22 protein-coding genes and 1 tRNA gene are annotated in these 26,270 nt (G+C 59.3%); 13 read left to right on the forward strand and 10 right to left on the reverse strand.

Translation table 11 applies throughout. From position 1 onward, the window contains the following. Window positions 1–10: 10 nt before the first annotated feature. The 3 genes from dnaJ to ACSQ26_RS18630 form a co-directional block, all read right to left on the reverse strand. Complete coding sequence (gene dnaJ / locus ACSQ26_RS18620; protein ID WP_436011432.1) at window positions 11–1,153, reverse strand: molecular chaperone DnaJ; 1,143 nt, start codon at window positions 1,151–1,153, stop codon at window positions 11–13. A 153-nt stretch (window positions 1,154–1,306) separates the two neighbouring features. Beyond that, window positions 1,307–3,220 (reverse strand): molecular chaperone DnaK, encoded by a 1,914-nt coding sequence (gene dnaK, locus ACSQ26_RS18625; protein ID WP_436011434.1) that lies wholly within the window; start codon window positions 3,218–3,220, stop codon window positions 1,307–1,309. Between the two features lie 255 nt (window positions 3,221–3,475). Next, window positions 3,476–5,782: a transglycosylase domain-containing protein gene (locus tag ACSQ26_RS18630; RefSeq protein ID WP_436011436.1), complete on the reverse strand. Its 2,307-nt coding sequence runs from the start codon at window positions 5,780–5,782 to the stop codon at window positions 3,476–3,478. 283 nt (window positions 5,783–6,065) lie between these two features. Between ACSQ26_RS18630 and ACSQ26_RS18635 the strand changes: the two genes are divergently transcribed. Beyond that, on the forward strand, window positions 6,066–6,332 hold the full coding sequence (locus ACSQ26_RS18635; protein WP_436011438.1) for a hypothetical protein: 267 nt from the start codon (window positions 6,066–6,068) through the stop codon (window positions 6,330–6,332). 95 nt (window positions 6,333–6,427) lie between these two features. On the opposite strand, the gene ACSQ26_RS18640 is transcribed toward ACSQ26_RS18635, so the two are convergent. Further along, a complete protein-coding gene (locus ACSQ26_RS18640; RefSeq protein ID WP_436011440.1) occupies window positions 6,428–7,813 on the reverse strand; it encodes a dipeptidase in 1,386 nt (461 codons plus the stop codon). A gap of 210 nt (window positions 7,814–8,023) precedes the next feature. On the opposite strand from ACSQ26_RS18640, the gene ACSQ26_RS18645 reads away from it, so the two are divergent. From ACSQ26_RS18645 to ACSQ26_RS18670, 6 genes are read left to right on the forward strand one after another with little or no spacing between them, the layout of a single operon-like run. Next, window positions 8,024–8,404, forward strand: a complete 381-nt coding sequence (locus ACSQ26_RS18645) for a methylglyoxal synthase (RefSeq protein ID WP_436011442.1) — start codon at window positions 8,024–8,026, stop codon at window positions 8,402–8,404. A 46-nt stretch (window positions 8,405–8,450) separates the two neighbouring features. Continuing rightward, window positions 8,451–9,470, forward strand: a complete 1,020-nt coding sequence (locus ACSQ26_RS18650; RefSeq protein WP_436011444.1) for a glucokinase — start codon at window positions 8,451–8,453, stop codon at window positions 9,468–9,470. 58 nt (window positions 9,471–9,528) lie between these two features. Next, the gene (locus ACSQ26_RS18655; protein WP_436011446.1) at window positions 9,529–11,304 is read left to right on the forward strand and encodes an ABC transporter ATP-binding protein; all 1,776 of its coding nucleotides are present in this window, start codon (window positions 9,529–9,531) and stop codon (window positions 11,302–11,304) included. A gap of 16 nt (window positions 11,305–11,320) precedes the next feature. Further along, window positions 11,321–12,145, forward strand: coding sequence for a 4-hydroxy-tetrahydrodipicolinate reductase (dapB, locus tag ACSQ26_RS18660; RefSeq protein WP_436011448.1), 825 nt, complete (start codon window positions 11,321–11,323; stop codon window positions 12,143–12,145). A gap of 26 nt (window positions 12,146–12,171) precedes the next feature. Beyond that, window positions 12,172–12,807 (forward strand): 2,3-bisphosphoglycerate-dependent phosphoglycerate mutase, encoded by a 636-nt coding sequence (locus ACSQ26_RS18665; RefSeq protein WP_436011450.1) that lies wholly within the window; start codon window positions 12,172–12,174, stop codon window positions 12,805–12,807. A 27-nt stretch (window positions 12,808–12,834) separates the two neighbouring features. Continuing rightward, complete coding sequence (locus ACSQ26_RS18670; RefSeq protein WP_436011452.1) at window positions 12,835–13,704, forward strand: aldose 1-epimerase family protein; 870 nt, start codon at window positions 12,835–12,837, stop codon at window positions 13,702–13,704. A gap of 6 nt (window positions 13,705–13,710) precedes the next feature. Here ACSQ26_RS18670 and ACSQ26_RS18675 read toward each other — a convergent pair whose 3' ends face one another. Continuing rightward, on the reverse strand, window positions 13,711–14,586 hold the full coding sequence (locus ACSQ26_RS18675; protein ID WP_436011454.1) for a methylated-DNA--[protein]-cysteine S-methyltransferase: 876 nt from the start codon (window positions 14,584–14,586) through the stop codon (window positions 13,711–13,713). 84 nt (window positions 14,587–14,670) lie between these two features. Further along, window positions 14,671–15,189, reverse strand: a complete 519-nt coding sequence (locus ACSQ26_RS18680) for a DUF2244 domain-containing protein (RefSeq protein ID WP_436011456.1) — start codon at window positions 15,187–15,189, stop codon at window positions 14,671–14,673. A 44-nt stretch (window positions 15,190–15,233) separates the two neighbouring features. Between ACSQ26_RS18680 and nth the strand changes: the two genes are divergently transcribed. After that, window positions 15,234–15,986, forward strand: a complete 753-nt coding sequence (gene nth / locus ACSQ26_RS18685; protein WP_436011458.1) for an endonuclease III — start codon at window positions 15,234–15,236, stop codon at window positions 15,984–15,986. Here nth and ACSQ26_RS18690 read toward each other — a convergent pair. After that, entirely contained in the window at window positions 15,974–16,699 is a 726-nt protein-coding gene (locus ACSQ26_RS18690) for a sulfate transporter family protein (protein ID WP_436011460.1), read from the reverse strand. The genes nth and ACSQ26_RS18690 overlap by 13 nt on opposite strands. 82 nt (window positions 16,700–16,781) lie before the next feature. Between ACSQ26_RS18690 and ACSQ26_RS18695 the strand changes: the two genes are divergently transcribed. Then, window positions 16,782–17,087 carry a SelT/SelW/SelH family protein gene (locus ACSQ26_RS18695; RefSeq protein WP_436011462.1) on the forward strand — a complete coding sequence of 102 codons (306 nt, stop codon included), beginning with the start codon at window positions 16,782–16,784 and terminating at the stop codon, window positions 17,085–17,087. 72 nt (window positions 17,088–17,159) lie between these two features. Here the strand turns inward: ACSQ26_RS18695 and ACSQ26_RS18700 are convergent, their stop codons facing one another. After that, complete coding sequence (locus ACSQ26_RS18700) at window positions 17,160–17,558, reverse strand: BA14K family protein (RefSeq protein WP_436011464.1); 399 nt, start codon at window positions 17,556–17,558, stop codon at window positions 17,160–17,162. A gap of 440 nt (window positions 17,559–17,998) precedes the next feature. Between ACSQ26_RS18700 and ACSQ26_RS18705 the strand changes: the two genes are divergently transcribed. From ACSQ26_RS18705 to ACSQ26_RS18715, 3 genes are all read left to right on the forward strand, one after another. Beyond that, window positions 17,999–18,083 (forward strand) — tRNA-Leu (locus ACSQ26_RS18705). Window positions 18,084–18,244: 161 nt separating this feature from the next. Further along, complete coding sequence (locus ACSQ26_RS18710; protein ID WP_436011466.1) at window positions 18,245–19,429, forward strand: tyrosine-type recombinase/integrase; 1,185 nt, start codon at window positions 18,245–18,247, stop codon at window positions 19,427–19,429. Between the two features lie 708 nt (window positions 19,430–20,137). Continuing rightward, window positions 20,138–23,707: an SIR2 family NAD-dependent protein deacylase gene (locus ACSQ26_RS18715; RefSeq protein ID WP_436011468.1), complete on the forward strand. Its 3,570-nt coding sequence runs from the start codon at window positions 20,138–20,140 to the stop codon at window positions 23,705–23,707. Between the two features lie 16 nt (window positions 23,708–23,723). On the opposite strand, the gene ACSQ26_RS18720 is transcribed toward ACSQ26_RS18715, so the two are convergent. Next, entirely contained in the window at window positions 23,724–25,292 is a 1,569-nt protein-coding gene (locus ACSQ26_RS18720) for a recombinase family protein (RefSeq protein ID WP_436011470.1), read from the reverse strand. Next, complete coding sequence (locus ACSQ26_RS18725; RefSeq protein ID WP_436011472.1) at window positions 25,289–25,456, reverse strand: hypothetical protein; 168 nt, start codon at window positions 25,454–25,456, stop codon at window positions 25,289–25,291. The genes ACSQ26_RS18720 and ACSQ26_RS18725 overlap by 4 nt, the downstream gene beginning before the upstream one ends. Window positions 25,457–25,906: 450 nt before the next feature. On the opposite strand from ACSQ26_RS18725, the gene ACSQ26_RS18730 reads away from it, so the two are divergent. Continuing rightward, window positions 25,907–26,266: a helix-turn-helix domain-containing protein gene (locus ACSQ26_RS18730; protein WP_436011474.1), complete on the forward strand. Its 360-nt coding sequence runs from the start codon at window positions 25,907–25,909 to the stop codon at window positions 26,264–26,266. The last annotated feature ends 4 nt before the right edge of the window (window positions 26,267–26,270 follow it).

Here is a 26,270-nt window from a genome sequence, read left to right on the forward strand (position 1 = left end):
TCAGAGACGCTTAGTCGCTGAGCGTGTCGAAGAAATCCTTCATCTTGGCGAAGAAGCCGGTCGATTCGGGATTGTTCTCCTTGGACGACAACGTCTGGAACTCCTCGAGCAGTTCGCGCTGGCGCTTGGTGAGCTTCTGCGGCGTCTCCACCACGATTTGCACATAGAGGTCGCCCTGCTGGTGCGAACGGAGCACGGGCATGCCCTTGCCCTTGAGGCGGAACTGCTTGGCGGTCGGCGTACCTTCCGGAACCGTGACGCGCGACTTGGTGCCGTCGAGCGTCGAGATCTCGAACTTGCCGCCGAGCGCCGCCGTCACCATCGGGATGGTGACCATGCAATAGAGATCGGCGCCATCGCGCTTGTAGAAGGAATGCGGCTTGACCGACATGAAGATGTAGAGGTCGCCCGAAGGACCACCGCGCAAGCCGGCCTCGCCTTCGCCCTGAAGGCGGATGCGGGTGCCGTCTTCGATGCCCGAGGGGATATTGACCTGCAGCGAACGCTCTTCGGTGACGCGGCCCTGGCCGTGGCACTTGGTGCAGGGATCGGAAATCGTCTGGCCGCGACCCTGGCAGGTCGGGCAGGTGCGTTCGATCGAGAAAAAGCCCTGCGTGGCGCGCACGCGGCCGGAACCGTGGCAGGTCGCACAGGTCGTCGGCTTGGTGCCCGGCTTGGCGCCCGAGCCATGACAGATGTCGCAGGTGATCGACGACGGCACGCGGATCTGCGCGACCTTGCCGGAATAGGCTTCCTCGAGGGTGATTTCCATATTGTAGCGCAGGTCTTCGCCGCGCTCGCGGCCCTGCGACTGGCCACCACCGCCACGACGGCGGCCGCCCATCATCTCGCCGAAAATATCCTCGAAAATGTCGGAGAAACCGCCCGCACCCTGGAAGCCACCCGCGCCGCCACCCGGACCGCCGCCCTCGAAGGCCGCATGGCCGAAACGGTCATAGGCCGCGCGCTTCTGCGGGTCTTTCAGGAATTCATAGGCCTCGTTGATTTCCTTGAACTTCTTCTCGGCTGCGGCATCGCCCGGATTCTTGTCCGGATGCCATTTCATGGCGAGCTTGCGGAAGGCGCTTTTCAGGTCCTTTTCGTCCGCCGTCTTGCTCACACCGAGCGTTTCGTAAAAATCAGCTTTTGCCATTTTTCCTTTACCGGACGCGAAATACGCGTGGACCTTGAATTCTGCGCTCCATGCTCTTTCCCGTGGCAAGGCAGGCTACGCGGAGACAACGCATGGATGGGATGAATTGAGAAGGCCTGCAAGAGACTTGCAGGCCCATTTCGATTTCAGCGATTAGGCCGACTTTTTCTTGTCGTCGCCGCTGACATCTTCGAAGTCGGCATCGACGACGTTGTCGTCATCATCCGCACCCGCGCCCTCGGCACCGCCTTCGGCAGCTTGCGCCTCGTACATCGCCTGGCCGAGCTTCATGGATGCTTCCATGAGCGTCTGGGTCTTGGCCTTGACGTCTTCCGCGTCGATCTCGGCGCCTTCGGTCGCAGCCTTGAGGGCTTCGATCGCAGCGGTGATCGCATCGCGGTCGGCCTGGGTCACCTTGTCGCCGAAGTCCTTGAGGGACTTCTCGGTCGAGTGGATCAGGCTTTCGGCCTGGTTCTTGGCCTCGACACCTTCACGGCGCTTCTTGTCGGACTCGGCATTGGCCTCGGCGTCCTTGACCATCTTTTCGATGTCGGCGTCGGAGAGACCGCCAGATGCCTGGATGCGGATCTGGTGCTCCTTGCCGGTGCCCTTGTCCTTGGCCGAGACGTTGACGATGCCGTTGGCGTCGATGTCGAAAGTTACTTCGATCTGTGGCACGCCGCGCGGTGCGGGCGGAATGCCGACGAGGTCGAACTGGCCCAGCAGCTTGTTGTCCGAGGCCATTTCGCGCTCGCCCTGGGCGACGCGGATGGTGACGGCCTGCTGGGCGTCTTCGGCGGTCGAGAAGACCTGGCTTTTCTTGGTCGGGATCGTCGTGTTACGGTCGATCAGGCGGGTGAACACGCCACCCAGCGTTTCGATGCCGAGCGACAGCGGGGTCACGTCGAGGAGCAGAACGTCCTTAACGTCGCCCTGCAGAACGCCGGCCTGGATCGCGGCGCCCATGGCGACGACTTCATCCGGGTTGACGCCCTTGTGCGGCTCCTTGCCGAACAGCTGCTTGACGACTTCCTGCACCTTCGGCATGCGGCTCATGCCGCCGACCAGCACGACCTCATCGATTTCGCCAGCCGAAATGCCGGCATCCTTGAGCGCTGCCTTGCACGGCGCAACAGTGCGCTGCACGAGGTCATCGACCAGGCTTTCGAACTTGGCGCGGGTCAGCTTCATCGTCAGGTGCTTCGGACCGGTCGCATCGGCCGTGATGAACGGCAGGTTGATTTCGGTCTGCTGCGAGGACGAGAGCTCGATCTTGGCCTTTTCGGCAGCTTCCTTGAGGCGCTGCAGAGCGAGCTTGTCGTTTTTCAGCTCGATGCCCTGTTCCTTCTTGAACTCAGCCGCGAGGTATTCGACCAGGCGCATGTCGAAGTCTTCACCGCCGAGGAAGGTATCGCCGTTGGTGGACTTCACTTCGAAGACGCCGTCGCCGATTTCGAGAACCGAGATATCGAAGGTGCCGCCGCCAAGGTCGTAGACCGCGATCGTCTTGCCTTCGCGCTTGTCCATGCCATAGGCAAGGGCAGCAGCTGTCGGCTCGTTGATGATGCGGAGCACTTCGAGGCCGGCGATCTTGCCGGCATCCTTGGTGGCCTGACGCTGGGCGTCATTGAAATAGGCGGGAACCGTGATAACGGCCTTTTCGACCTTTTCGCCGAGATAGGCTTCCGCGGTTTCCTTCATCTTCTGAAGAATCATCGCGGAGATCTGCGAAGGCGAATAGCCGGTGCCGCGGGATTCAACCCAGGCGTCACCATTGCCGGCCTTGATGATCTTGTAGGGAACCAGGCCCTTGTCCTTTTCCACGGTCGGATCTTCGTAGCGGCGGCCGATGAGGCGCTTGACGGCGAAGACCGTATTTTCCGGGTTGGTGACTGCCTGGCGCTTGGCCGGCTGGCCGACGAGACGCTCGGCGTCTTCGGTGAAGGCCACCATGGACGGGGTGGTGCGCGCGCCTTCGGAATTCTCGATAACCTTGGCGTCCTTGCCATCCATCACTGCAACGCAGGAGTTGGTGGTTCCGAGGTCGATACCAATTACTTTAGCCATTCTACTTCTCTCCTCTTAGCAGGCTGCAGGGACCCGGATTCCGGCATTCCCCAGCAACCCCCGTATGGATGGTTTCATTACAAATGCCTGAGCGTCATGCCGCTCAAGCCGATGGGGGGTATATAAGGAGGCCTTTTTTTCTCTGCAAGGCAGAACAGCAGGCTGGCCCCTGCAAAATTCACCGTTTCGTGAAGAAAACCGGGGGTATTGCGCGATTGTGCGGTAACGGACGGAGAAGACCGGCCGATCCGCCGTCTATTCGGCCATCAGGACATCGAGCAGGGTGGAATTCGCCTTCTTCCTGTGCTGGGTGGCGCCGGTGGTCTCGCCGACGTCCATGGGAGGTACGAGGCCATTGTCTGCTGCGTCATCCTGATTGCGAATGACATCGCCGACATCGCTCGGAGGCACAAGCGCTTCGTCGGCCGGCCGTTCATCGGGAATGACCCCGACCGGCTGCTTTTCCTTCTTGACGGGTTTATCCTCGCCGAGCGCGTGGCTGATCATCTCGAACAGCGTATCGTCGGTGGCGTTGCTGTCTGGTTCGGATTTCACTTCGAGCTCGGGCTGCGGCGCGACATCGCTGCCGAGGCCGAAAAGCGGTGCGGGCGAGACGCCGTCATGCGCCGCGATCATGAACTGGCTCCAGGCCTTGGCGGGCAGGCCGCCGCCGGTGACCTTCCTCATCGACGTGCCGTCATCATTACCGAACCAGACGCCGGTCGTGAGATTGGCGGTGTAGCCGACGAAAAGCGCATCGCGGAAGGATTGCGTGGTGCCGGTCTTGCCGGCTGTCTGCCAGCCCGGCAGCTTGGCGTTCTTGCCAGTGCCTCGGGTGATGACGCCGTTCATCATGTAGTTCATCTCGGCGGCGATCTTCTCCGACAGCACCCGCGGCGGGGCGTCATAGGTATTCTCGTAGAGCACCTTGCCCGAGACGGTGGTGACGCGCTTGATGACATGCGGCGTGGCCTTGAAGCCACCATTCATGAAGGGCGCGTAGGCCGCGGTCAGTTCGACCAGCGATGTTTCGGATGTGCCGAGCGCGATCGAGGCATTCTCCTGCATCACCGATTCGATGCCCATTCGCTGCGCGACCTTGGCGACATTGTTGGGGCCGGCTTCCATGACGAGCTGGGCGGCGATCGTGTTCAAGGAATTGGCCAGCGCGCTCGCGAGCGTCACGCGGCCGCGATACTTGTTGTCGTAATTGTCAGGCGTCCATTTGCCGATGCGCACGGGCGCGTCGTTGCGCACGGAATTGGGCAGCAGGCCCTGTTCGAGTGCCGCGGCATAGACGAATGGCTTGAAGGCCGAGCCCGGCTGGCGCTTGGCCTTGAAGGCGCGGTTGAACTGGCTCGCCGCATAATCGCGCCCGCCGACGACCGCGCGGATCGCGCCGGTGCCATCGATGGAGACGAGAGCCGCCTGGCTGGCATTGAGCTTCTTGCCTTCCTTGTCGAGGGTGACCTTGATTGCTTTTTCGGCAGCTTTTTCCAGCGCCCGGTCGATCGTCGTATCGACGATGATGTCCTCCTTGACGTCGCCGATCAGGCCCGGAAGCTCGTCCATCACCATGTCGGCGGCGTAGTGTTCGGCGCCAGTCCAGTAGCTCTTGGCCTTCATCGGTTTGTTATCGACGGCGGCAACCAGTTCCTCGCGGGAGATGAAGCCTTCCTCCTGCATGGCATTGAGGACGAGCTTGGCGCGTGCCATTGCGCCCTCCGGGTTCTTCGCCGGAGAGAGTGCGGACGGCGCCTTCAGCAGGCCCGCCAGTATCGCGGCCTCGGTGAGGTTCACGTCGCGCGCGGACTTGTTGAAATAGCGGCGGGATGCGGCCTCGACGCCATAGGAATTCGAGCCGAAGAAGACCCGGTTGAGATACATGGCAAGGATCTGGTCCTTGGAATATTTGCTCTCCAGCCATACGGCGAGCAGCACTTCCTGGACCTTGCGCTCAAGCGTGCGCTCCGGCGTCAGGAACATGTTCTTGGCGAGCTGCTGGGTGACCGTCGAGCCGCCCTGCACCATGCGCCCGGCCATGACATTCGAAACCATGGCGCGGGTGAAGCCGATCGGGTCGAAACCGAAATGCGAATAGAAGCGCCGGTCCTCGATCGCCATCACCGCTTGCGGAATATAGGGCGACATCGCATCGAGCGGCACGGCTTCGCCGCCGGTCGAGCCGCGATTGGCGAGCAGCACGCCGTTCACATCGACGATCTTGATGTTCGGCGGCCGGTCCGGCATGGCCCAGCTATCGGCGCTCGGCATGCGCGAGCCGTAATAGACGACGAGGCCCGCAACGCCCAATCCGCCCCACAGGCAGAGGACCAGCGACCAATAGACGGCGGTGCGGATGAAGCCGAAGAAGCCGCCGCCCGAACGGCGGGAACGCGTACGGCTCGATGACGAGCGGGAAGATTTCGAGGATTTGGAAGACTTGGACGATCGGCCCGAGCGATCACGCGGGTCCGCGCGCAGGTCGCTGCCGTGTCCCCGCTTGCCAGAGCCCTCGAAGGAAGGCTCGATCCTGTTCCCCGATCGTGATTTACCCGCCATGCCCCTCATTTTTCCATATAAAGCCGACGCAAAACGCGTCCGTCCGGGTGAACTTTAAATGTGGCCGTTTAATGGGTCGTTAAGTTTACCGGACCTCGTCATCTATTGTCTCCGCGCGGCCCAAAAATCGCGCTCAGTCGCCCGGGTTCGGTCTTTTCCCGGCCGTTCACGATGGCGTGAGCAGGCGAAAAACCCGATACGCTCATGTGAAACCTTCTCGGATTCGTTGCGTTTCACCAACGGTCCAAGCGAAGAGACCGAACTTCCAACGAGGAGAAATCCTATGCATAAAGTGATCAAGACCACCCTTCTCGCTGTGTCTATTCTCGCCAGCGCCTCTATCGGCTATGCCCAGCAAAACCCAGGTCTAGATGGTCCTGGCGGCTTTGACGGACGCAAGAATCTCGGGGTCGGCGAGACTCATGGCAATGAAATCGAGAACGAGGAACTGCGGACGGTCGACCCTGCACCGACCGGCTCGATCGTTCCATGCGAATCCGGCAGCTATGACGTCGATGGCAATTGCATCATAGATCCAGACATGCAGTAAGCCCCTTGCCTGAGCCGGCATTGTGACGATCCGGCGACATGGCACAGAACGGCCCCCCGCAGCACGATGCTTCGGGGGCCGCTCATTTTAGGCCTCTATTTCTTCAGTGCATCGATGATCCGGATCCATGACCGGATGCCCTTGTGGAACGAGTTGAGATCATATTTCTCGTTCGGCGAATGGATGCGGTCGTCCGAGAGCGCGAAACCCACGAGCAGTGTTTCCATGCCGAGCATTTTGTTGAAATCGCCGGCGATCGGGATCGAGCCACCCATGCCGATCATCACCGCCGGCTTCGGCCATTCGTCCGAAAGCGCGCTCTTCGCGCGATTGAGCAGCGGCGAATCATAGGGAAGCTGGATGGCCGGCGAGCCACCATGCTTGTGGAACTCCACCTTGCAATCAGCCGGCAGCCGGGACTGCACATAGGCGCGGAATGCGGCGCGAATCTTATCCGGATCCTGCTTGCCGACCAGCCGGAAGGACACCTTCGCCGACGCTTCCGCCGCGATGACCGTCTTGAACCCTTCGCCGGTATAGCCGCCCCAGATGCCGTTGACCTCCGCCGTCGGCCGGGCCCAGGTGAGTTCGAATACACTCCGGCCTTTTTCACCTGATGGAACCGAAAGACCGATCTCGCCAAGGAATTTCTCCGTAGTCATGCCCAGCGTTTCCCAGGACGCCTTGATCTGGCTCGGCGTTTCCTCGACGCCTTCATAGAACCCTTCGAGCGTTACGCGGCCGGTTTCGTCGTGGAGGCCCGCAAGGATATCGCTGAGGATGTGGATCGGATTGGCGGCGACACCGCCGAAATAGCCCGAATGCAGGTCGCGATCGGCGGCGGTGATCTTGATCTCCTCGCCGACAAGACCGCGCAGGCCGGCCGAGATCGCCGGCGTCTCGCTGTCCCACATATTGGTGTCGCAGATCAGCGCGAAATCCGCCGTGAGTTCCTTGGCGTTGGCTTCAAGAAATGGCTTCAGCGAGGGCGAACCGGATTCCTCCTCGCCCTCGAACAGCACGGTCACGCGAACGGGGAGTTCTCCATGAATTTCCTTGTAGGCCCGGCAAGCCTCGACGAAGGTCAGAAGCTGGCCCTTGTCGTCCGATGTGCCGCGACCTGTGATGATCTTCTTGCCGCCGACCTCGCGGATGGCAGGCTCGAAGGGATCGAAATCCCAGAGATTGAGCGGATCCACGGGCTGGACGTCGTAGTGGCCATAGAACAGCACGTGCGGCGCATCGACGCTGGCACCCTGGTGATGGCCGACGACCATGGGATGGCCCGCCGTGTCGCGCACCGAAGCCTCGAACCCGAGCTTTACGAGATCATCGACCAGCCACTGCGCGGCCGCACGGCAATCGGCCTTGTAGGCCGGATCGGTCGAAATCGACTTGATGCGGCAAAGCGCGAACATCTTTTCGAGGCTCGAATCGAGGTTCTGGTCGGCGCGGGTGAGCACGGTGTCGAGAGCGGTCATCTGAAGCATCCTTGGGGATTTGGCGGCGTGATTTGCGGCGGACCTTAGCGGATTTGACCGCCCGCCGAAAGCACCAGCCAAAGTGGTTCATATTATGATTGAACCCCCAAGTTATGATTGAACCGAAGACAAAATGCGTTATAGCGCCTTGTTGTCATATCACCTTTGCGGCAATCTCCGTCGCAGCAGGCGGGAGAAGAGGGGCAGGATTTGGCGGCTCGCGAGACCATCGCATTGATCGCGCACGATCAAAAGAAGGACGACATGGCCGAGTTTGCCCGGCGGCACCAGCAGGCGCTGTCGGCCTACGATCTCGTGGCGACCGGAACGACGGGCGCCAGGATCATGGATGCGGTTCCCGGCTTGCCTGTCACCCGTTTGAAGAGCGGTCCGCTCGGCGGTGACCAGCAGATCGGCGCGATGATCGCCGAAGGCAAGGTCTCGATGCTGATCTTCTTCACCGATCCGCTGACCGCGATGCCGCACGATGTCGATGTCAAGGCGCTGACCCGGTTAGCCACCGTCTATGATATCCCGATGGCGCTCAACCGGGCGACCGCGGAAATGCTGATCGCGCCGGACGAGCACTAGACTCGAAGGCGCCGTCAGAACAGAAATACGAGGCAGCAGGATACCGATGGCCAAGACGAGAGACGAACATTTTCCGTTCCCGATCCTGATCGGCGACATCGGCGGCACCAATGCCCGTTTCTCCCTGCTCTCCGACGCAGCGAGCGAAACGAAGGACGTGACGATCGTCCAGACGGCCAGCTATCCGACGATCGATGCGGCAATCGAGGACGCGGTGCTGTCCAAGGCGCCGGCCAAGCCGCGTTCGACCATCCTCGCCGTGGCCGGTCCGATCAATGGCGATGTCATTCCACTCACCAACTGCCCATGGGTGGTGCGCCCGAACGATCTGATCGCCAATCTCGGTTTCGAGGACGTCGTGGTCATCAACGATTTCGAGGCACAGGCGCTTGCCGTCGCAACGCTCGATAGCGAAAACCAGGTGCAGGTGGGACGCGGAATGGTGAAGCCCGACCATTCCAAGGTCGTGCTGGGCCCGGGCACCGGCCTCGGGGTCGCAGGACTGGTCCATGCACTTGATGCCTGGATACCGGTACCGGGCGAAGGCGGGCATGTCGATCTCGGTCCTCGCAGCGCGCGCGATTTTGAAATCTTTCCCCATATCGAACGGATCGAGGGTCGTGTCTCGGCCGAGCAGATTCTCTGCGGCCGCGGCCTTCTCGGGCTCTACACCGCGATCTGTACCGCCGATGGCGTGACGCCCTCGCTCGGCACTCCGGCCGATGTCTCCAACAAGGGCCTCTCGGGCGAAGACCGCCAGGCCGCCGAAGCGATCTCGCTTTTTTCGGTCTATCTCGGCCGTGTGGCCGGGGACATGGCGGTGGTCTTCAACGCGAAGGGCGGCGTCTATCTCTCCGGCGGCATTCCGCAGAAGATACTGCCGGCGCTACAGAAGCCGGGGTTCCGGGAAGCCTTCGAGGACAAGGCGCCGCACAGGGAAATGATGTCGCATATCCCGACCTTCATCGTTACGCATCCGCTTGCGGCGGTGGCGGGGCTTTCAGCCTTTGCCCGCATGCCCTCGAGCTTCGGTGTTTCGACTGACGGACGCCGCTGGCGGAAATGACTGTTCAAGACCGCCTCCAGCCGTTATGAGGCACACCGTTGAACAGGAACACGTGCTCTTGAGCGCTGACAAAAGCAAGAATTGGCAGGAAGACCGGGCGGCGATGTGGCCCGTGATCCGCAGGCTGTTCATGGAAAACGCCCGCGACCATGTGGGTACCTATGCCGTCGCGATCACCTGCCTGGTGACGGTCGCGCTCTGCACGGCATTCACGGCCTGGGTGATGGAATCGGTCGTCAACGAAGCGTTCAGCAACAAGCGTGTCGGCCTGGTCATCTGGATTTGCCTGGCGATTTTTGTCACCTTCGCGATCAAGGGTTTTGCCACCTACGGCCAATCGGTGCTGCTCAACAAGATCGGCAATGCGATCGTCGCGAAATATCAGAAGCGGCTCTATTCGCACCTGATGGCGCTGAATCTCGGCTATTTCGCCGATGCGCGCTCGGCCCAGATCGCAGCCACCGCGACGCAGAATGTCAATGGCATCCGCGAGACACTGAACCTCGCCGTCACCTCGGTCGCGCGCGATGCACTGACCTTCGTGGCGCTGGTCGGCGTGATGATCTCCAAGGACTGGGTGCTGACGCTGCTGGTCGCTGTCACCGCGCCGCCGATGCTGCTCGCCGTCCGCTATCTTGCGCAGCGGGTGCGCAGCGCGACGCGCGAGTCCGTCGAATACAATTCCCATGTCAGCGGCGTGATGCAGGAGACCATCCAGGGCCTCACCATCGTCAAGGCCTTCACGATGGAAGACCAGTTGCGCGGCCGCATGGATGGGCTGGTCGACATCGCCGAGAAGCGCGCCAACAAGATCGTGCGGCTTTCCGAGCGGACTTCGCCGATCACCGAGAGCTTTGCCGGCGCTGCGATCGCCGCGGTCATCGGTTACGCTGCCTACCAATCGATCTATGCCGGCCAGTTGCCGGGTGCCTTCATCTCGTTCATCGCGGCCATGCTGCTCGCTTACGATCCGGCGCGCCGGCTCGCCAAGCTGCAGGTGCAGCTCGAAAAGGCCTATGTGAATGCGAAGATGATCTTCGACATTCTCGATACGCCGATCCCGATGCGCGAGGCGCCTGACGCCAAGCCGCTCGAGGTGACGGAAGGCCGGATCGAGTTTCGCAACGTGCAGTTCGGCTATCGCTCCGAGCCTATTGTCAAGGGCATCAGCTTCATCGCCGAGGGTGGCAAGTCGACGGCCATTGCGGGTCCTTCCGGGGCCGGAAAGTCGACGATCATCAGCCTCATTCCGCGCTTCTACGATCCGCGCGAGGGTCAGATCCTGATTGACGGGCAGGATATAAGCCAGGTCACCAAACGATCGCTGCGGGAAAACCTCGCCTATGTATCGCAGGCGCCGTTGCTGTTCGAAGGCACGGTGCGCGACAATATCCGCTACGGACGGCCGGGTGCCACGGATGCCGAGATCGAGGAAGCGGCGCGGCAGGCCTACGCGCACGATTTCATCCTGGCGCTGCCTCAAGGCTATGACACGCCGGTCGGCGAGAATGGCCTGAACCTTTCCGGCGGCCAGCGCCAGCGGCTGTCGATTGCCCGCGCACTGGTGCGCAACGCGCCGATCCTGCTGCTCGACGAGGCGACGTCGGCGCTCGATTCGGAGAGCGAATCCGCCGTGCAAAAGGCGATCGAACATGCCATGCACGGCCGGACCGTGATCGTCATCGCACATCGGCTTTCGACCATCTCGGAGGCCGACAAGATCATCGTCATGGAGGACGGCCGGATCGTCGAGGAGGGCTCGCACGAAAGGCTTGCGCATGAGGAAGCGGGCCTTTACGCTCGCCTCAACAGGCTGCAAATACGGGAAAAATAAGCCCGAAGGTGGATGCATGAGTGAGACGAACATGAGGATGGTTGTTGTCGCGGGCGCCGCCGGACGCATGGGTCAGACCCTTCTGCGCTCGATCCACGCTAGCGAAGGCATGAAGATCCACGCCGCCCTCGAACGGCCGGATTCGCCCGCGCTCGGCAAGGATGCGGGCGAGCTATGCGGCATCGGTCCGATCGGCGTTCCGATCACCGCTGACCCGCTCCAGGCTCTTCTCAAGGCGGATGCGTTGATCGATTTCACCTCGCCCGCCTCGACCGTAGAATTCGCTGGTCTCGCGGCGCAGGCGCGCATCGTCCATGTCATAGGCACGACCGGCTGCTCGCCCGAGGACGACGAGAAAATCAAGGCCGCCGCCCGCCATGCCCGGATCGTCAAATCAGGCAATATGAGCCTCGGCGTCAATCTGCTGGGCGTGCTCGTGCGCCAGGCTGCACAGGCACTCTCCGCCCAGGGCTGGGACATCGAGGTGCTGGAAATGCACCATAACAAGAAGGTCGACGCGCCCTCGGGCACCGCTTTGCTTCTCGGCATGGAAGCGGCGAAGGGCCGCGGCGTCAAGCTCGGCGAGCACGCCGTTCGCACGCGTGACGGCCATACCGGCGCCCGCGAGCAAGGCACGATCGGGTTTGCCACGTTGCGCGGGGGCGGCGTGGTCGGCGACCATTCGGTGATTTTCGCCAGCGAAACCGAAATGGTGACGCTGTCGCACCGGGCCAACGACCGCGCGCTCTTCGCTGAGGGCGCGCTTGCCGCCGTGCGCTGGGCGATCGACAAGAAGCCGGGTTTCTACGACATGCTCGACGTGCTCGGGTTCGGCAAATAGATAGCAAAGACAACGGAGAAGATGCGATGAGCGGAACACTGGTGCTGGTCCGGCACGGGCAGAGCGAATGGAACCTGAAGAACCTTTTCACCGGCTGGCGTGATCCGGACCTCACCGAACTCGGCATCCAGGAAGCCAAGACGGGCGGCCAGGCGCTGAAGGACTACGGCATCAAGTACGACATCGCCTTCACCTCGGTGCTCAAGCGCGCGCAGGATACCCTGACAATCGTGCTCGATTCCATCGGCCAGAGTGGGCTCGAAACCATCGAGGATCAAGCGCTCAACGAGCGCGATTACGGCGATCTCTCCGGCCTCAACAAGGATGACGCCCGCGCCAAATGGGGCGAGGAGCAGGTTCATATCTGGCGCCGTTCCTACGACATCCCGCCGCCGGGCGGCGAAAGCCTGCGCGACACCGGCGCCCGCGTCTGGCCGTATTACATGATGGAAATCCTGCCGCGCGTGCTCGCCGGCCAGAACGTGCTGGTCGCCGCCCACGGTAATTCGCTCCGCTCGCTGGTCATGGTGCTCGACCGCCTGAGCAAGGAACAAATCCTGGCGCTCAACCTCGCGACCGGCGTGCCGATGGTCTACAAGCTGAAGGCCGACTCCACGGTGGCTTCCAAGGAAGTGCTGGGGGATATGTCCGGCGCGCATTGAGCCTTCACTGCACATTCGGGGGATAGCATGGCCGAGATCACACGCATTGCCAACGACGCCATTGCCTTCGAAGTCTCGTCACTCGGTGCGGAGCTGCAGTCGCTCAAGACATCGGATGGCCGTTCATGGCTCTGGAGCGGCGACCCAGCCTTCTGGAACGGCCGCTCGCCGATCCTGTTTCCGATCGTCGGCAAGGCGGCTGATAATACCGTGCTGGTCGACGGCGAGCCGTTCGAGATGCATCAGCATGGCATTGCGCGGCGACAGGAATTCCGGCTCGCGGAGGTCGGCGAGACTTTCTGCCTGCATGAACTTGTATCCATGGAAGCCAGCAAGGCTGCCTATCCCTTTGATTTCCGGCTGACGCTTCGTCATGCGATCGAAGGCCGGCGACTGACGGTAACTGCCGAGGTCGGCAATACCGGCTCGCTTTCCCTGCCCTTCGGTCTGGGTTTCCATCCGGCTTTCGCCTGGCCGCTTCCGGGGGCCGAGGGTCGCGAACACACGGTCGTCCTCGACAACAAGGCGGAGCCGCCGCTGGTGCGGATCGAGAACGGCTTGAGGAAACCCGGCAGTCTTGCCTCGCCCTTCAAGGCGGGGCGACTGGTGCTGAACCACAGCTATTTCAATGAAGATGCAATGATCTTCCCCGAGGGCGCCGGCGATGGGCTGACCTACGCCGCCGACGGCGGACCCAGCCTGCACTTCACCTTCGAGAACCTGCCGAATCTTGCGCTCTGGACCAAGCCCGGCGCGCCGTTCATCTGCGTCGAACCATGGCATGGGACGGCACCGGAAATCGGGGCCTCGGCGGAGATCGCCGACCGGCCCTATTCGCTGGAACTGGCGCCGCGCAGGTCGGCGAAATTCGCCTTCAGCGTCGAAGTCGTCGGCTGACGGCGCTTACGCCCTCGCCGCTTCCCATCCGAGCATCGCCCGCTTGCGGGTCAGGCCCCAGTGATAGCCGGTGAGCGCACCGGATTTGCCGATGGCGCGATGGCACGGCACCACGAAGGAGACCGGGTTGCGACCGACCGCGGCGCCCACGGCACGCGATGCCTTGGGCGAGCCGATCCGGTTGGCAAGATGCGAATACGTGCAGAGCCTGCCGAGCGGCACTTCCAGCAACTGTTCCCAGACCCGGATCTGGAAATCCGTGCCGATCAGCACAACGCGAAGCGGCTGCTTCGGGTCCCATTTTTCGGGATCGAAGATGCGCTCTGCATAAGGCCACACCGCTTCGCGATCCTCAATGAAACTCGCTTCCGGCCAGCGATCGGCCATGTCGCGGAATGCCTCTGCCTCCGAGCCGGCATGGTCGGCGAAGCCCAGGCCGCAGAGCCCGCGCTCCGTGATCATCAGCAGCGCCCGGCCGAAGGGCGAATCGTGAAAGCCGTAGCGGATTTCCAGTCCCTTGCCGCGTTCCTTCCACTCGCCGGGCGACATCGCTTCATGCGTGACGAAGAGATCGTGCAGCCGGCCGGGGCTCGAGAGACCCAACTCGTATGTGGTCTCCAGCAGCGGCAGGTTTTCGTCGCGCAATAGGCGCTTGGCATGATCGATCGTAACGGCCTGCAGGAACGCCTTGGGCGACAGGCCCGCCCAGCGGGTGAAGGTCTTTTGCAGGTCGATCGGGTCATGGCCGATCCGCTTGGCGATCGCATCGAGCGACGGCTGGTCCTGGTAGTCCTCGGTCAGCATGGCGATCACGTCGGATACGATGCGATAATCCGTGCCGACAGGGGTGATGTCCTTGGTATGCTTGATTTCCATATTCATTGTCCGATTCCTTCCATTTGCAGGAAGAATCTCACGAGGAAGGGGCTGCCGCCACCCGAAACTTGGGTAAATCAACGGCCGAAGTCAAATCCGGCGTTTCACGCTGGCGAGCGCCGATGTGAAGGCGCGGGCAAAGCTCTCCCGGTCGTCCGGGTTGAGGAAGTTGCCGACCGGTGTCCTGCGCCCCTCGCCCGTCACCGCCATGCCGGTAATGCCGAATTCGTGGTGGCGATCGACCTGGAACTTGGCCCAGAACGGATTATAGCGGCTGGTGCGGGCGCGTCCCGAGGGCGAGACCTTGCGGATGGATAGCTCGGTGCGCGACACCGACACTTCTTCCCGCGCACGGGCCGCGCGGTAATTGAGGTAAAAAGCCCCATAGAGCAACGCAAAATCGAGGCCGAAGAACATCGCCACCGGCAGCGCGCCTGTTATGAAGAAGAACGCCATGTTGAACAGGCAGAAGACCAGCGTCAGGCCGATGACGATCCTGAAGCCATTGCGGCCGAGCGAGCGATAGGGCGTCAGCACCGCATTGAACACAGGCTCGCTGTTGGAGATTGACTCGCTGTTGAACGGGGTCTGGTCGTCCACTATCGTCATCCCGATATCTTTCCAAAAATGACGCCTGAGATTACAGGACTTCCATGATAAAGCGCAAGAATGAGTTGGCCCCGTCAGCCGCGGCGAAAAAGCCCGCGCGCAAGGCGAAGTTCCGATGTCCCTACTCCGCCGCCGAGATAGACGAGATTTTCCGGCGCTTCTCGATTCAGCGGCCGGAACCCAAGGGCGAGCTCTACCACACCAATCCCTTCACGCTGGTCGTCGCGGTCGCGCTTTCGGCGCAGGCGACCGATGTCGGTGTGAACAAGGCGACGCGGCCGCTCTTCGCCGTGGCCGATTCGCCTGAGAAAATGCTTGAACTCGGCGAGGAGAAGGTCCGCGACTACATCAGGACGATCGGGCTCTACCGCAACAAGGCGAAGAACGTGATCCTGCTGTCGGAAAAGCTGATCCGCGATTTCGGCGGCGAGGTGCCGCGCACGCGGGAAGAACTCGTCACCCTGCCCGGTGTCGGCCGCAAGACGGCCAATGTGGTTCTCTCAATGGCCTTCGGCATTCCGGCGCTGGCGGTCGATACGCATATCTTCCGTATCGGCAACCGGCTCGGTATCGCGCCGGGCAAGACAACCGACGAGGTCGAGGAGAATTTCCTCAGCATCATTCCGGAGAAATATCTCTACCACGCCCATCACTGGCTGATCCTGCACGGGCGCTATACCTGCAAGGCGCGGCGGCCGGAATGCGAGCATTGCGTGATCGCCGACATCTGCAAATCGGCGGAAAAGACCAGCGAAATCCCCGCCGAGCTGAAGGAGCTGCCGGCTCAGGTCATCTGAGGGGAGGCCGCGCCCGCTTCCCGTCTCATCAACGCCTTGACGTAGTGCACCATGAAGATGGCGGCGAACAGCGGCGTGAGGATGTTGAGGATCGGCACCAACAGGAAAAGCCCGATCGCGAGGCCCGCGAGCCACACCCGGCCCTGATTGCGGCTACGCCAGGCGCGCGCCCGCTCCGGACCGAGATAGCGGGCGGCGGCGAATTCGAAATATTCACGGCCCAGCAGATAGCCGTTGATCACGAAGAAGATCACCAGGTTGACGCCGGGAACGAGAAGAAAGATCAGCGCAACGAGATTGGCGGCGATGACGACGAGGAAGAAGCGCAGGCTTGATAGGATCGATTGAGCAAGCGGCAGCGCCTGGCCCGGCGCGTCGGACGCGTAGTCCTGCTTCTCGATCGTATCGGCGGCATCGTCGAGGAACAGCCCGGCGACCACCGCACTCACCGGCGCAATCAGAAACGCCAGCCCCGCAGCCAAACCGATGGCCGAGATTATCGAGGCGAACAGGCCGATCCAGCCCGTCCATTCCCCGAGATTTGGCAGCCATGCTTCGATATAGGGCATGGCGAAGTCGAGAAACAGCAGCCGCAGCACGAACCAGAGCGCCACCAGAAACAGCAGCGTGAGCCCGATCACCTTCCAGAAGACGCCACGAATGGGTGCGGAAAAGAGATCGCCGAAAGCGCGAATGGCAGTCGAATAAATCATATGCTCGTCCCTGTTGTGCAAGGACTATGTCGGTGAACCGTCCCCGCTTTGCAAGCCCGCCTGTCAGTGCTAACACGCAGGAATGACAGACAAGCCGAAGATCTCCATCCTCTACTGCACCCAGTGCAACTGGCTGCTGCGCGCCGGCTGGATGGCGCAGGAACTGCTCTCGACCTTCGGCGATTCGCTCGGCGAGGTCGCGTTGATCCCCGGTACCGGCGGCAATTTCGAGATCCGCTGTAATGGCGACCTGATCTGGGAGCGCAAGCGCGATGGCGGCTTTCCCGGCCCCAAGGAACTCAAGCAAAGGGTGCGCGACGTCATCGAACCGGATCGCGATCTCGGCCATATCGACAAGCATTCGGCGAGGGGCGAACCCGAAGCCTGAATCGCGCGAGCACGGGCAACAAAAAAGGCAGGGACGACACCCTGCCTTCTTGTTTGGACTGACGTCAGCCGATCAACGATACGGCGAACGGCAACGGCGCACATCACCATCATAGGTGACGAAGGTGTTGGAACCCGGATCGTACGAACGATAGTTGTTCAGGCACCAGCGTACATGACGGTTGTAGCCGGAACGGACGACGACGCGCGGCGCGATGACTACGCGCGGACCCCAGTAGCGACCGCGATAGCCCCACCGATAGCCATAGCGCGGGCCCCAGTAGCGGCCACGGTTGTAGCCACGGCGGTAGCCGCAACGGCCACGACCGCACCAGCCGGCCTGCTGCACATCGGTCGATTTTTCGGCATTGGCCGGAGCGTTGGTCACCGGCATTGCTTCCGCCGCCGCGAGCGGTATCATCGAGGCAACCGCCAGAGCGCCGGCAATGACGATCTTACGTATCTTGGACATTTCTGATCCTCTGCTGTTTCAAGAGCCTGCAAGCTCCCTTAGTGTCCCTTGCGCAAAACGGTTTGCCGTTCCTTATTATTCGTTTTTATAAGCACAGGTTCGAGCCGGTTTGCAACTCGAAAATCGGACTGAGAGGGTTGCAAACCCGGGTGCCGGTTAGCATTGCTTGCAATTGGGCGAAAAGACGGCGCAAAACAGGCAGAAATACGAATCTGCACTTCGCACATTCTTTCCGGCAATCGCCGGCACTTCGCCTAAACTCCAGCGTCGGCAAATAGTTCCCGCCCGCGAAGCGATGTTCCGCGTCGGCTTTTACCCGCGCGCCGCGCGAGCGCAAACCATTCAATCCACAAGGTTTTGAGAGCCCGCGACTGCATTGGCAGCTTTTTTCAAAAAGCCAGTTGACAGGTGGGAGCCTCCCCCTTACATGCACGGTCGCTGCCCAGATGGCGGAATTGGTAGACGCGCAGGTTTCAGGTACCTGTGCCGCGAGGCGTGGAGGTTCGAGTCCTCTTCTGGGCACCATTTCCCTTTTTCAAGACGGAACATACCGTCTCATGAATGTAGAAAAATCAATGCGTTAGCTCTTCTGAGCTGCGCATGGCGACACATAGCGCCCCCTTGCACCGCATCACTTTCTGGGTAACGATCTGGGTAATCCGCTTTTACCCAGAAAGGCGTTACCCATGTCACTCTCTGATATCGCCTGCAAGAACGCGAAAGCCAAGGAAAAACAATACCGACTCGCCGACGGCGATGGGCTCAATCTTCTCGTTCAGACGAACGGTTCCAAGCTTTGGCAGCTCCGATATCGATATCTGGAAAAGGAAAATATCCTCTCCTTCGGGAAATACCCACTCATTACCCTCGCAGAAGCCCGTGCCAAGCGAGACGAAGCCAAGAAGCTGCTGGCCAACGGCATCAATCCTTCCGCCAAGCGCAAGGAGGAAAAAATCAACGCCGCTACATCCGCACGCACAACGTTCGGGCTTATCGTCGAAGAGGTGCTTGAACGTTCCCGATCACGAAACGCATCGACAACGGCGGAAAAGAACCGTTGGTATCTTGAAGACCTCGCCGCACCTTTAGCGAAGCGCCCTATCAAAGAAATCACTGCCGCCGAAATCCTTCAGCTTCTGCAAAAGATCGAAAAGTCCGGAAGGCGAGAAACGGCGCGCAAGATGCGTGGCGCGATCGGTCGTGTGTTCCGCCATGCGATCGTGACTTTACGTGCCGAGAATGACCCTACCGGCGCCCTCAGGGGAGCACTTGAGCCTCCGAAGGTGGTTGGCCGCGCCGCCGTTACCGACGAACGAAAATTCGGCCAACTCCTCCAGGCCATCGATGATTACGACGGTTGGCCAACTTTGAAAGCCTCGCTACAATTCCTCGCTCTCACCTGTGTGCGACCGGGAGAAGTTCGCGGCGCTGCCCGCGACGAATTCGACCTGAAGAAAGCCGTCTGGCGCATTCCGGCCGAGCGGATGAAGATGCGCACTCCACACGACGTACCGCTGTCCAAGCAGGCGCTCACCGTTCTTGACGACGTTTGGTCGCTTTCGGAGTATGGCACGCTGGTCTTTCCATCCATCCGCTCCATCAAGCGCCCCTTGTCCGAGAATGCGATGAACTCGGCACTGCGCCGGATGGGATACACCAAGGATGAAGTGACCGCCCACGGTTTCCGGGCAACCGTGAGTACCATCCTGAACGCGCGAGGATACGACGCGGACGTGATTGAGGCAGTCCTGGCCCATCAGGACAAGAACGCGATCCGGCGCACCTATAATCGCGCCACCTATTGGGATCAGCGGGTAAAGTTGATGCAGGAATGGGCGGACCTGTTGGACGACCTCAGAGCCGGCGTCTAGGGAGACCGGGTCTTCAAAAGCCTCGTGGTTTGCCGCGTGCAAGGGCTTGCGGGGAACGCTTAATACATTATTGGATTCTCGCAGTTTTTTGCAGGTTATCCTTCATAGTGTATTTCGCGTGGTCAGGGAGGAAGCCCACCTCCTCGTCCAAATCAGCGAGAAACTCTTCAAATGTGCGATTGATTTGTTCGATTTTCAACCGATTGGAGTACATCCGCCTCACAAGCGGGTCTTCGAGGCGATTTCAGGCTTGTGGCGCGAATGGTGCCGTTCTCACACTTTGTGTTGAAAGGTGCTAGCCTTGAGTATCGAGTTCGCCAGTGGGATGTGAATGGCGGGTCTACGTGGAACATCGGCTACTGCGATTCGGTAGAGCAGATTCCACGAGTAACGATCGATGAGCAGTATTTCAGTATTGGCCAGCGCAAGATGGAAATCTTACGCTAGGCCCCCCGAGTTTCAGAAAAATGAAATTGAGCTGGCTTTCTGATCTGGCAATTTGAGGCCTCGCCGAGCAGTGATCGAGATTGGCCCCACTACAGTGGAGGCCAACCAAGCGCTGTCGTAATTTCTGCTTGACGCGCGCATTCCTGCGTAGCCGATACGATCCCTCATAGCTTGGTACGCAACTATACTAATGAGAACTACAATCTTTGGTATAAGTAGTCTATCAACGGGTTATCGTTAAACAACCATCTGAGTGACTGAATGTCAGCGCATCCAACAATGCAAGATTTGCCCGACTACTCCTCCATCTGCCAGGTGCGCGAAGCTCTATGGGGGCAAAATGAGGTGCGTGGCGCGGCGGTGATGGTTGGTGCAGGCTTCAGTCGCAGCGCAAAGAGGGTATCCCAACCTACCCGAGTGCCGCCGCTTTGGTCGACATTTGAAAAGGAAATGTTGGCACGATTGTATCCTGGCTCATCAAAATTCTACGATCCGATGAAGCTGGCAGAAGAGTACAGGGCTGCATTGGGACAACATGCTCTTGACGCTCTGATTCGCCGATTGGTACCGGATGAGCAATGGATGCCATCCGCACTTCATGGCCGCCTGCTCTCCCTCCCCTGGGCAGACGTTCTGACAACGAATTGGGACACACTTCTTGAGCGAACGACGCTGCGTGACCCTGACAAATCCTATGATGTCGTTCGCACCGTTACTGATATAGCTCGGACGCGGTCTCCAAGAATCGTAAAGCTACACGGCAGTCTTCCCTCACACCTGCCTTTCATTTTCACGAGCGAGGATTTCAGAACCTATCCTCGAAAATTCGCAGCATTCATTAATCTCGCGCAACAAGTCCTTCTGGAAAATGAGTTGTGTCTGCTTGGTTTCTCAGGCGATGATCCAAATTTCCTCCAATGGGCTGGCTGGGTACGCGATCAACTTGGAGACAACGCGCGCCGCATCCGCCTCGTGGGAGCATTAAACATCTCCGCCTCCCAGCGGCAGGTGCTGGAGCAACACAACGTTTCGCCAATCGATTTGGGCCCTCTGGTCAATGGTTTGGAACCCGACGACGCGCATCAAACAGCAACCCGACTATTTTTGGATGCGCTATGGGCGGCAAAACCAAAGCCCGCGCATGAATGGACACGCACGCCGGTGCCCCATCAAGCTCCAACAGGCGCAGCCCCTGACGAAATTGTGCGGCAGTTGACGGAAACCTGGGAAGCCGATCGCCTTGGTTATCCGGGGTGGCTTGTTGCGCCTTCTCACCATCGGCAGTTCCTTCGAATGGAGACAAACCGTTGGTATCGCGAAATGCGGACGGCCCTACCTAAGGCAGCCGTCCACCTTCGCGTAAAGGCTGTTGCGGAACTCGCCTGGCGCTATGAAACAGCGCTTTGGCCGTTAGATGACTTCATGCGAGATACCTTTGCCTCTGAATTGAACGAAAAGGGGAAAGATGCGTTCTCAAAAAGCGATCGTATCCGAGTAATTGCAGCGCTGTTGGCCGATGCCAGACACAATCATAACTGGCAAGACTTTGACAAGTGGCTAGCAGCGCTGGAAAGCGCAGACGACCCCGAAGCTATCACAATATGCCGCTATCAACAGGCCCTGCGGGCAAAAAACGAGTTCAATTTCGAAAAACTATCCGAGTTTTTGTCGTTCGTGAAAGGTGATGATCCTGTTTGGCAGCTGAGACGCGCGTATTTGCATTGTGCCTTGTGTGAGGACCAACAGGCTGCTGAGGCAATCCAACAGGCGCAGCGTAAACTGCATGAATTAAGAGCACGCGAACGCAATTCTATCTGGCTGCTGTCTCGAGAAGCATGGGCATCCTGGTTAATGAGATGCGCACGCTGGGAATTACGGCAAGCCGACGAAGAAATCGACGACGTCTCTTGGCCAACCAAGTATCATGCAACTGACTGTGACCCTTGGGATCACCTGCATGATATCGACCGAGCAGTTTCGAAGGAATGGGAAAAGCGTCTTGCGGATGCTGTCGTGATCGAACCGAGATTTGACGCGGGTTCATATCGGGATCATTCAAAATCGGTCACATTCACCAGCGGTTCTACGACACTTGTGCTGGATGAGCTAATTCAACTGGCTGAAACGGTGGGCTTGTCGGATCGTATTGGCCATACGGGTGTACTCAGCGACAGGATCGCTCGGGCAATTCAAGTTACGCCAACTATTTCTGCCCCTCTTATCTGGTTGGCCGCAAACCATCTTCCCAGCGAATCCAAAGGGCTCATCAATCGAATGTTCAGCCGTGTCGACGTGGCGCGGCTCCCGGATGACATAGTAATTGAAATCTCAGAAAAACTGCGCGCTGCTATCGAATATGGACTGCACAAATTGGCAGCCGGAAACAATAGCTGGGTTGAACAGACGCGTATTTTTTTGGAACTGCTATCTCGGCTGATGATACGTCATAAACCGGAAGAGGCGAAGGAGGCCTTCCTTTGGAGCATGAAGATAAGTGAACATACCGGCTTATCCCATTGGTGGTTATCGGAGCCGTTGAGTAACCTGCTCCATCGATCTCTTGAAGCGGTGCCGCCATCGCTTCGTGGTCAGCTTTCATTTGAATGCCTTCGATTGCGCCTGCCGAGAGAGAAGAAGATTGGTGGTATCGAGCAGCGTTGGCCGGAGCTGTCCCAAGCGTTCGAGCCAGAAGACTTTAAAGTGAGAGATACCGGCCCCAACTGGGATTGGCGAATAGCGGAGCTTATCGAGGTCGTGAGAGTTGGAGAAACACTTGATCGGTCACTGGCGTTGCTGCGCTTGTCTTTACTTATGGAGGCGGATGTATTGCGTCCAGGAGAGATGTCACTTCTGGCTACTGCGATTTGGGATCGGCGGAGCGGTGAAGATGGCTTGCCCAATCACAACGAACTCTACGCTCATATGTTCCTTATGCTTCCCGAACCGGCGGAAGCGGTCAGTTGTTCGGCATTTCACAAATGGGTGGTTGAACCGTTGGTGCGAGGAGAGATCAGCATTAGCAATTTGATTGCAGTACACGGCGCGTCCAGCAAAAGGTTCAACGGCCGTTACAAATTAAAAGCCGAAGATGCGTTGGCCATGTTCAAGGCTTGCATCGGCTGGAAGCCACCAGTGCGGAACGCGCCTGACTATTGGATAGATGTAGGGCGCGTTGAAGATGCTATTGATAGAGAAATTGGCTATTGCCTGACGTGGGCCGTCCTTCCAAATCTCACGCCCGAGATGTTTGACACGTCGCTCATCGAGCAATGGTTTTCTGCAATCGAGAGTAACGATGTTCCATCGTTACTGGTGACTTCGGCTCATTTGGCGCACATGTCACCCACCGATGCCGAGCGAGCGATAAAACTTGTACGAAAAGGGTTGGCTGGACGTCATGAAGCCACCGTCGTAGCTGGAATAGATGCGGTCGCGCACTTTTTGACACTTAGAAAACGTACCGGTTTAACTGTGCCAGCAGTTTTCAGCGCTGACATTGTTGGCATGTGTGCTACCCGCCGCGAGCCTGGCCTTCTTCATTCACTTTCGGCTGCACGTCATTTGCTAACTGCCGACTTATTGAATGAAGATGAACAGCATCGCTTAATTGACAGCTTAGAATTATTGCTGCTCGATCTTGACTACGAGCAATGGGACATATCGGACTCCCGTACCAAGGCACTTAGCCTCATCCGTGGTGAGTGCGTTCGCCTCGCTGTGGCACTAAAATCGCGCGGACGCTGCGAGCCGCCGGTTTTGGCCTGGCTCACCGCGCAATCGAATGACGCATTCCCGGAGGTTCGCTTTGCAGAGCTTAAAGAGCCTGATTAAGTCCTTTGGAATATGCTTAACAGACCGCCCTCCCCAGACGCTTCTCGGCACGCACGGCGATCTCTTCAAGTCGCGCCGATTCATCGGAGTTGGCCAAATCGACCAGCGCAGCAACTTGCTCATTAACCAACTGGGGTACCCTTCGAGAACTGAGTCGAGATGGGCCACCACAGGAGACAGCAAGTGCTTCTTGCGTCTCTTTCAGCCAATTCGACGGTTCTAGATATACAGATTTGTTCCAGACCATCCGGTTCGAGGTGGCGATTTGAACAATCTCGCGTTTTTCATCGCTCGGAGCAAAAATATAGTGCTCTGCAAGGTTTTTTATGCGTTCGAGAAATCGCCTCACCATCTGTGGACTGGCCTTGTCCCGGCAAGCGTCTGCACACCGCTTTTCAAGCTCGGCCTGTTCAAGCAGCAGGACTTCTTTCCGACGGTTAAACGTCTCCTTGTCAATCAGCCGGTCGATAAGTGCATCTGTGAGCTGATCCAGGCGTCCTTCAAGCTGGCTAAGTTGGAGGGTTATCGCACGAATGTCAGCGATATGAGGATGCTTTGAAATCCATTTTTCTACCGCCGCCGTGATAGCGTCGAGCGTCTCCGCCGTCAGCGTAGTCTGGCTGAGCATGATCGCCACTGCATCCTCCAAGACCTCCTCGCGCACACAGTTCGTCGGACAATCCGCCTGTTGACAGCGGTAATAGATATGACCTTTTTGCAACTCGGGGATCATAGACTGGAAGCAGCCTTGGCAGCGAAAGAGCCCGCGATAGGTGTGGCTATGCCGGGTGACCTTCTTGTGGACCTTTCCAGCCTTGATCGCCTGCACACCCTCAAACGTGGCGACGGAAATCAGCGGCTCGTGATTGCCGCGATAGGTGGCGCCGGTGCGCCGGATGCGCATCACCCCTGCGTAAAACGGGTTGGAGAGCATCTTTTCGACGGTCCCTTTGGAGAGCGGCCTGCCGTGTTCGTTTCGAAGGCCGAGCCGAATCGTCTCTGCCGAGAGGGTGCGCAATGAATAGCGACCTGCGGCATACAACTCAAAAGCACGCTTCACGAGCGGTCCCCGCACCGGATCGATGGTTTTCAACTGTCCGCCGCCGTTGTTCAGATAGCCAAGTGGGGCTTTGAACGGATAGAGGCCCTGTTTCAGTCGCCCTGTGAGACCCTTGATGGTTTCTTCCCGAAGATTGCGAATGTAGTCGGCGGCGATAACGGCTTGGATATCGGCGGAGAGCCGACCGCCACGGGAACGGAAGTCCAAACTCTCGGTGGCGAAATGAACATCGATACCGGCGTCGGACAAATCACCGATCTTGGCCCAGTCGGCAAAGTTTCTGGCCGAGCGATCAATTTTGTGCATTACGACGCCATCGGCGCTGCGCCGCTTCAAGAGCCGAATCATGTCATTGAATACCGGGCGGCCGGATTTGGCAGCCGTTTCTTTCTCCACAAACCATTTGACGATGGTGATGCCGTTTCGCGCCGCGAAGTGCTCGATCGCTTCACGTTGGGCGTCGAGCGACACGCCTTCGCCTTGTTTGACGGTGGAGACGCGCACATAGCCAAAGCATTTACTCATACGCCATTGTCGTTATCGCCTGAATCTACCACATCCTCGAAATTCGGCGAGTCTGGCCATGGCCATTCTCCGGTTTCCACCATCCGCTCGTAGATACGCTCGCAAAGTGCCAGATAGCGCTCCAACTCGGGCGGAATGCGATCGTCGTTCATTTTGTTGTTCATCCAAACATCGTAGCGAAGCGACGATGATGCGATAGATGGCCGCGACTGCGGTTCCGGCAATTCCGGCCGTCTAGCATTCGGATGCTGATCAGCTAAACTTTCCACACCTACCTACCAAAAACCACCACGCTCGCTGTGAGGACGTCGCCGGCATGGCCTTAGCCATGCCGAGAGACGCTCCGAACAAAGAGCGTGGTGGTTTTTGAATAGAGGACAGAAAGGCGTAACAGTGAAGACGCCCTTTCTGGGGAAATAATCCACTGGTCATGCAGCGCATGCGTTATTCTGCGGAGGTATTCCGTTTCCTGAAGCTCTCGGAAGCGTGGCTGGCCAAAGTGTAACTCTGAAATTGTAGCCAACAGCGGGATGCCGAATCTGCAAGTTCGGGCGTCTATTTGCGCATGCGTGACTGCTCTATCTTCAGCTTGTTACCAGCTAAATTTCATTCCTATGAAAAAGCAAAACAGCATCGCTCTGGATATCAGGGTGGCGCGGAACAAGGCCGGTCTGCGTCAGGCCGACTGCGCGCATTTACTGGGTGTTCACAAGTCGCGTATCTCGCGTATCGAGGCTGGCCGTACCATGCCGACCGTCCGTGAGATTGCGACGCTCTCGATCGTGCTTGGCCAGCCGATGGAGAGCTTATTGTCAGGAGTGCGCGGCTCGATGGCCAACAATCTGATCGAACGGCTGCGGACAATCCCTTCCGCTCCCCGCAACCTGCCGGAGATGTTCAATCGTGCGCATACCCTTTCGCAACTCGCCATGCGGCTAGAAGCCCTAACCACTGCGACACATGAAGGGGCGTAGGGTT

Origin of the sequence: Rhizobium sp. LjRoot254, from assembly GCF_964254105.1 — a bacterium.
Taxonomy (GTDB): Bacteria; Pseudomonadota; Alphaproteobacteria; order Rhizobiales; family Rhizobiaceae; genus Rhizobium_E.

What these genes read in the sequence shown, in the direction of transcription:
- dnaJ (WP_436011432.1), bottom strand. Translation starts at nt 1,153, where the DNA reads ATGGCAAAAGCTGATTTTTACGAAACGCTCGGTGTGAGCAAGACGGCG.
- dnaK (WP_436011434.1), bottom strand. Translation starts at nt 3,220, where the DNA reads ATGGCTAAAGTAATTGGTATCGACCTCGGAACCACCAACTCCTGCGTT.
- ACSQ26_RS18630 (WP_436011436.1), bottom strand. Translation starts at nt 5,782, where the DNA reads ATGGCGGGTAAATCACGATCGGGGAACAGGATCGAGCCTTCCTTCGAG.
- ACSQ26_RS18635 (WP_436011438.1), top strand. Translation starts at nt 6,066, where the DNA reads ATGCATAAAGTGATCAAGACCACCCTTCTCGCTGTGTCTATTCTCGCC.
- ACSQ26_RS18640 (WP_436011440.1), bottom strand. Translation starts at nt 7,813, where the DNA reads ATGACCGCTCTCGACACCGTGCTCACCCGCGCCGACCAGAACCTCGAT.
- ACSQ26_RS18650 (WP_436011444.1), top strand. Translation starts at nt 8,451, where the DNA reads ATGGCCAAGACGAGAGACGAACATTTTCCGTTCCCGATCCTGATCGGC.
- dapB (WP_436011448.1), top strand. Translation starts at nt 11,321, where the DNA reads ATGAGTGAGACGAACATGAGGATGGTTGTTGTCGCGGGCGCCGCCGGA.
- ACSQ26_RS18665 (WP_436011450.1), top strand. Translation starts at nt 12,172, where the DNA reads ATGAGCGGAACACTGGTGCTGGTCCGGCACGGGCAGAGCGAATGGAAC.
- ACSQ26_RS18670 (WP_436011452.1), top strand. Translation starts at nt 12,835, where the DNA reads ATGGCCGAGATCACACGCATTGCCAACGACGCCATTGCCTTCGAAGTC.
- ACSQ26_RS18675 (WP_436011454.1), bottom strand. Translation starts at nt 14,586, where the DNA reads ATGAATATGGAAATCAAGCATACCAAGGACATCACCCCTGTCGGCACG.
- ACSQ26_RS18680 (WP_436011456.1), bottom strand. Translation starts at nt 15,189, where the DNA reads ATGACGATAGTGGACGACCAGACCCCGTTCAACAGCGAGTCAATCTCC.
- nth (WP_436011458.1), top strand. Translation starts at nt 15,234, where the DNA reads ATGATAAAGCGCAAGAATGAGTTGGCCCCGTCAGCCGCGGCGAAAAAG.
- ACSQ26_RS18690 (WP_436011460.1), bottom strand. Translation starts at nt 16,699, where the DNA reads ATGATTTATTCGACTGCCATTCGCGCTTTCGGCGATCTCTTTTCCGCA.
- ACSQ26_RS18695 (WP_436011462.1), top strand. Translation starts at nt 16,782, where the DNA reads ATGACAGACAAGCCGAAGATCTCCATCCTCTACTGCACCCAGTGCAAC.
- ACSQ26_RS18700 (WP_436011464.1), bottom strand. Translation starts at nt 17,558, where the DNA reads ATGTCCAAGATACGTAAGATCGTCATTGCCGGCGCTCTGGCGGTTGCC.
- ACSQ26_RS18710 (WP_436011466.1), top strand. Translation starts at nt 18,245, where the DNA reads ATGTCACTCTCTGATATCGCCTGCAAGAACGCGAAAGCCAAGGAAAAA.
- ACSQ26_RS18715 (WP_436011468.1), top strand. Translation starts at nt 20,138, where the DNA reads ATGTCAGCGCATCCAACAATGCAAGATTTGCCCGACTACTCCTCCATC.
- ACSQ26_RS18720 (WP_436011470.1), bottom strand. Translation starts at nt 25,292, where the DNA reads ATGAGTAAATGCTTTGGCTATGTGCGCGTCTCCACCGTCAAACAAGGC.
- ACSQ26_RS18725 (WP_436011472.1), bottom strand. Translation starts at nt 25,456, where the DNA reads ATGAACAACAAAATGAACGACGATCGCATTCCGCCCGAGTTGGAGCGC.
- ACSQ26_RS18730 (WP_436011474.1), top strand. Translation starts at nt 25,907, where the DNA reads ATGAAAAAGCAAAACAGCATCGCTCTGGATATCAGGGTGGCGCGGAAC.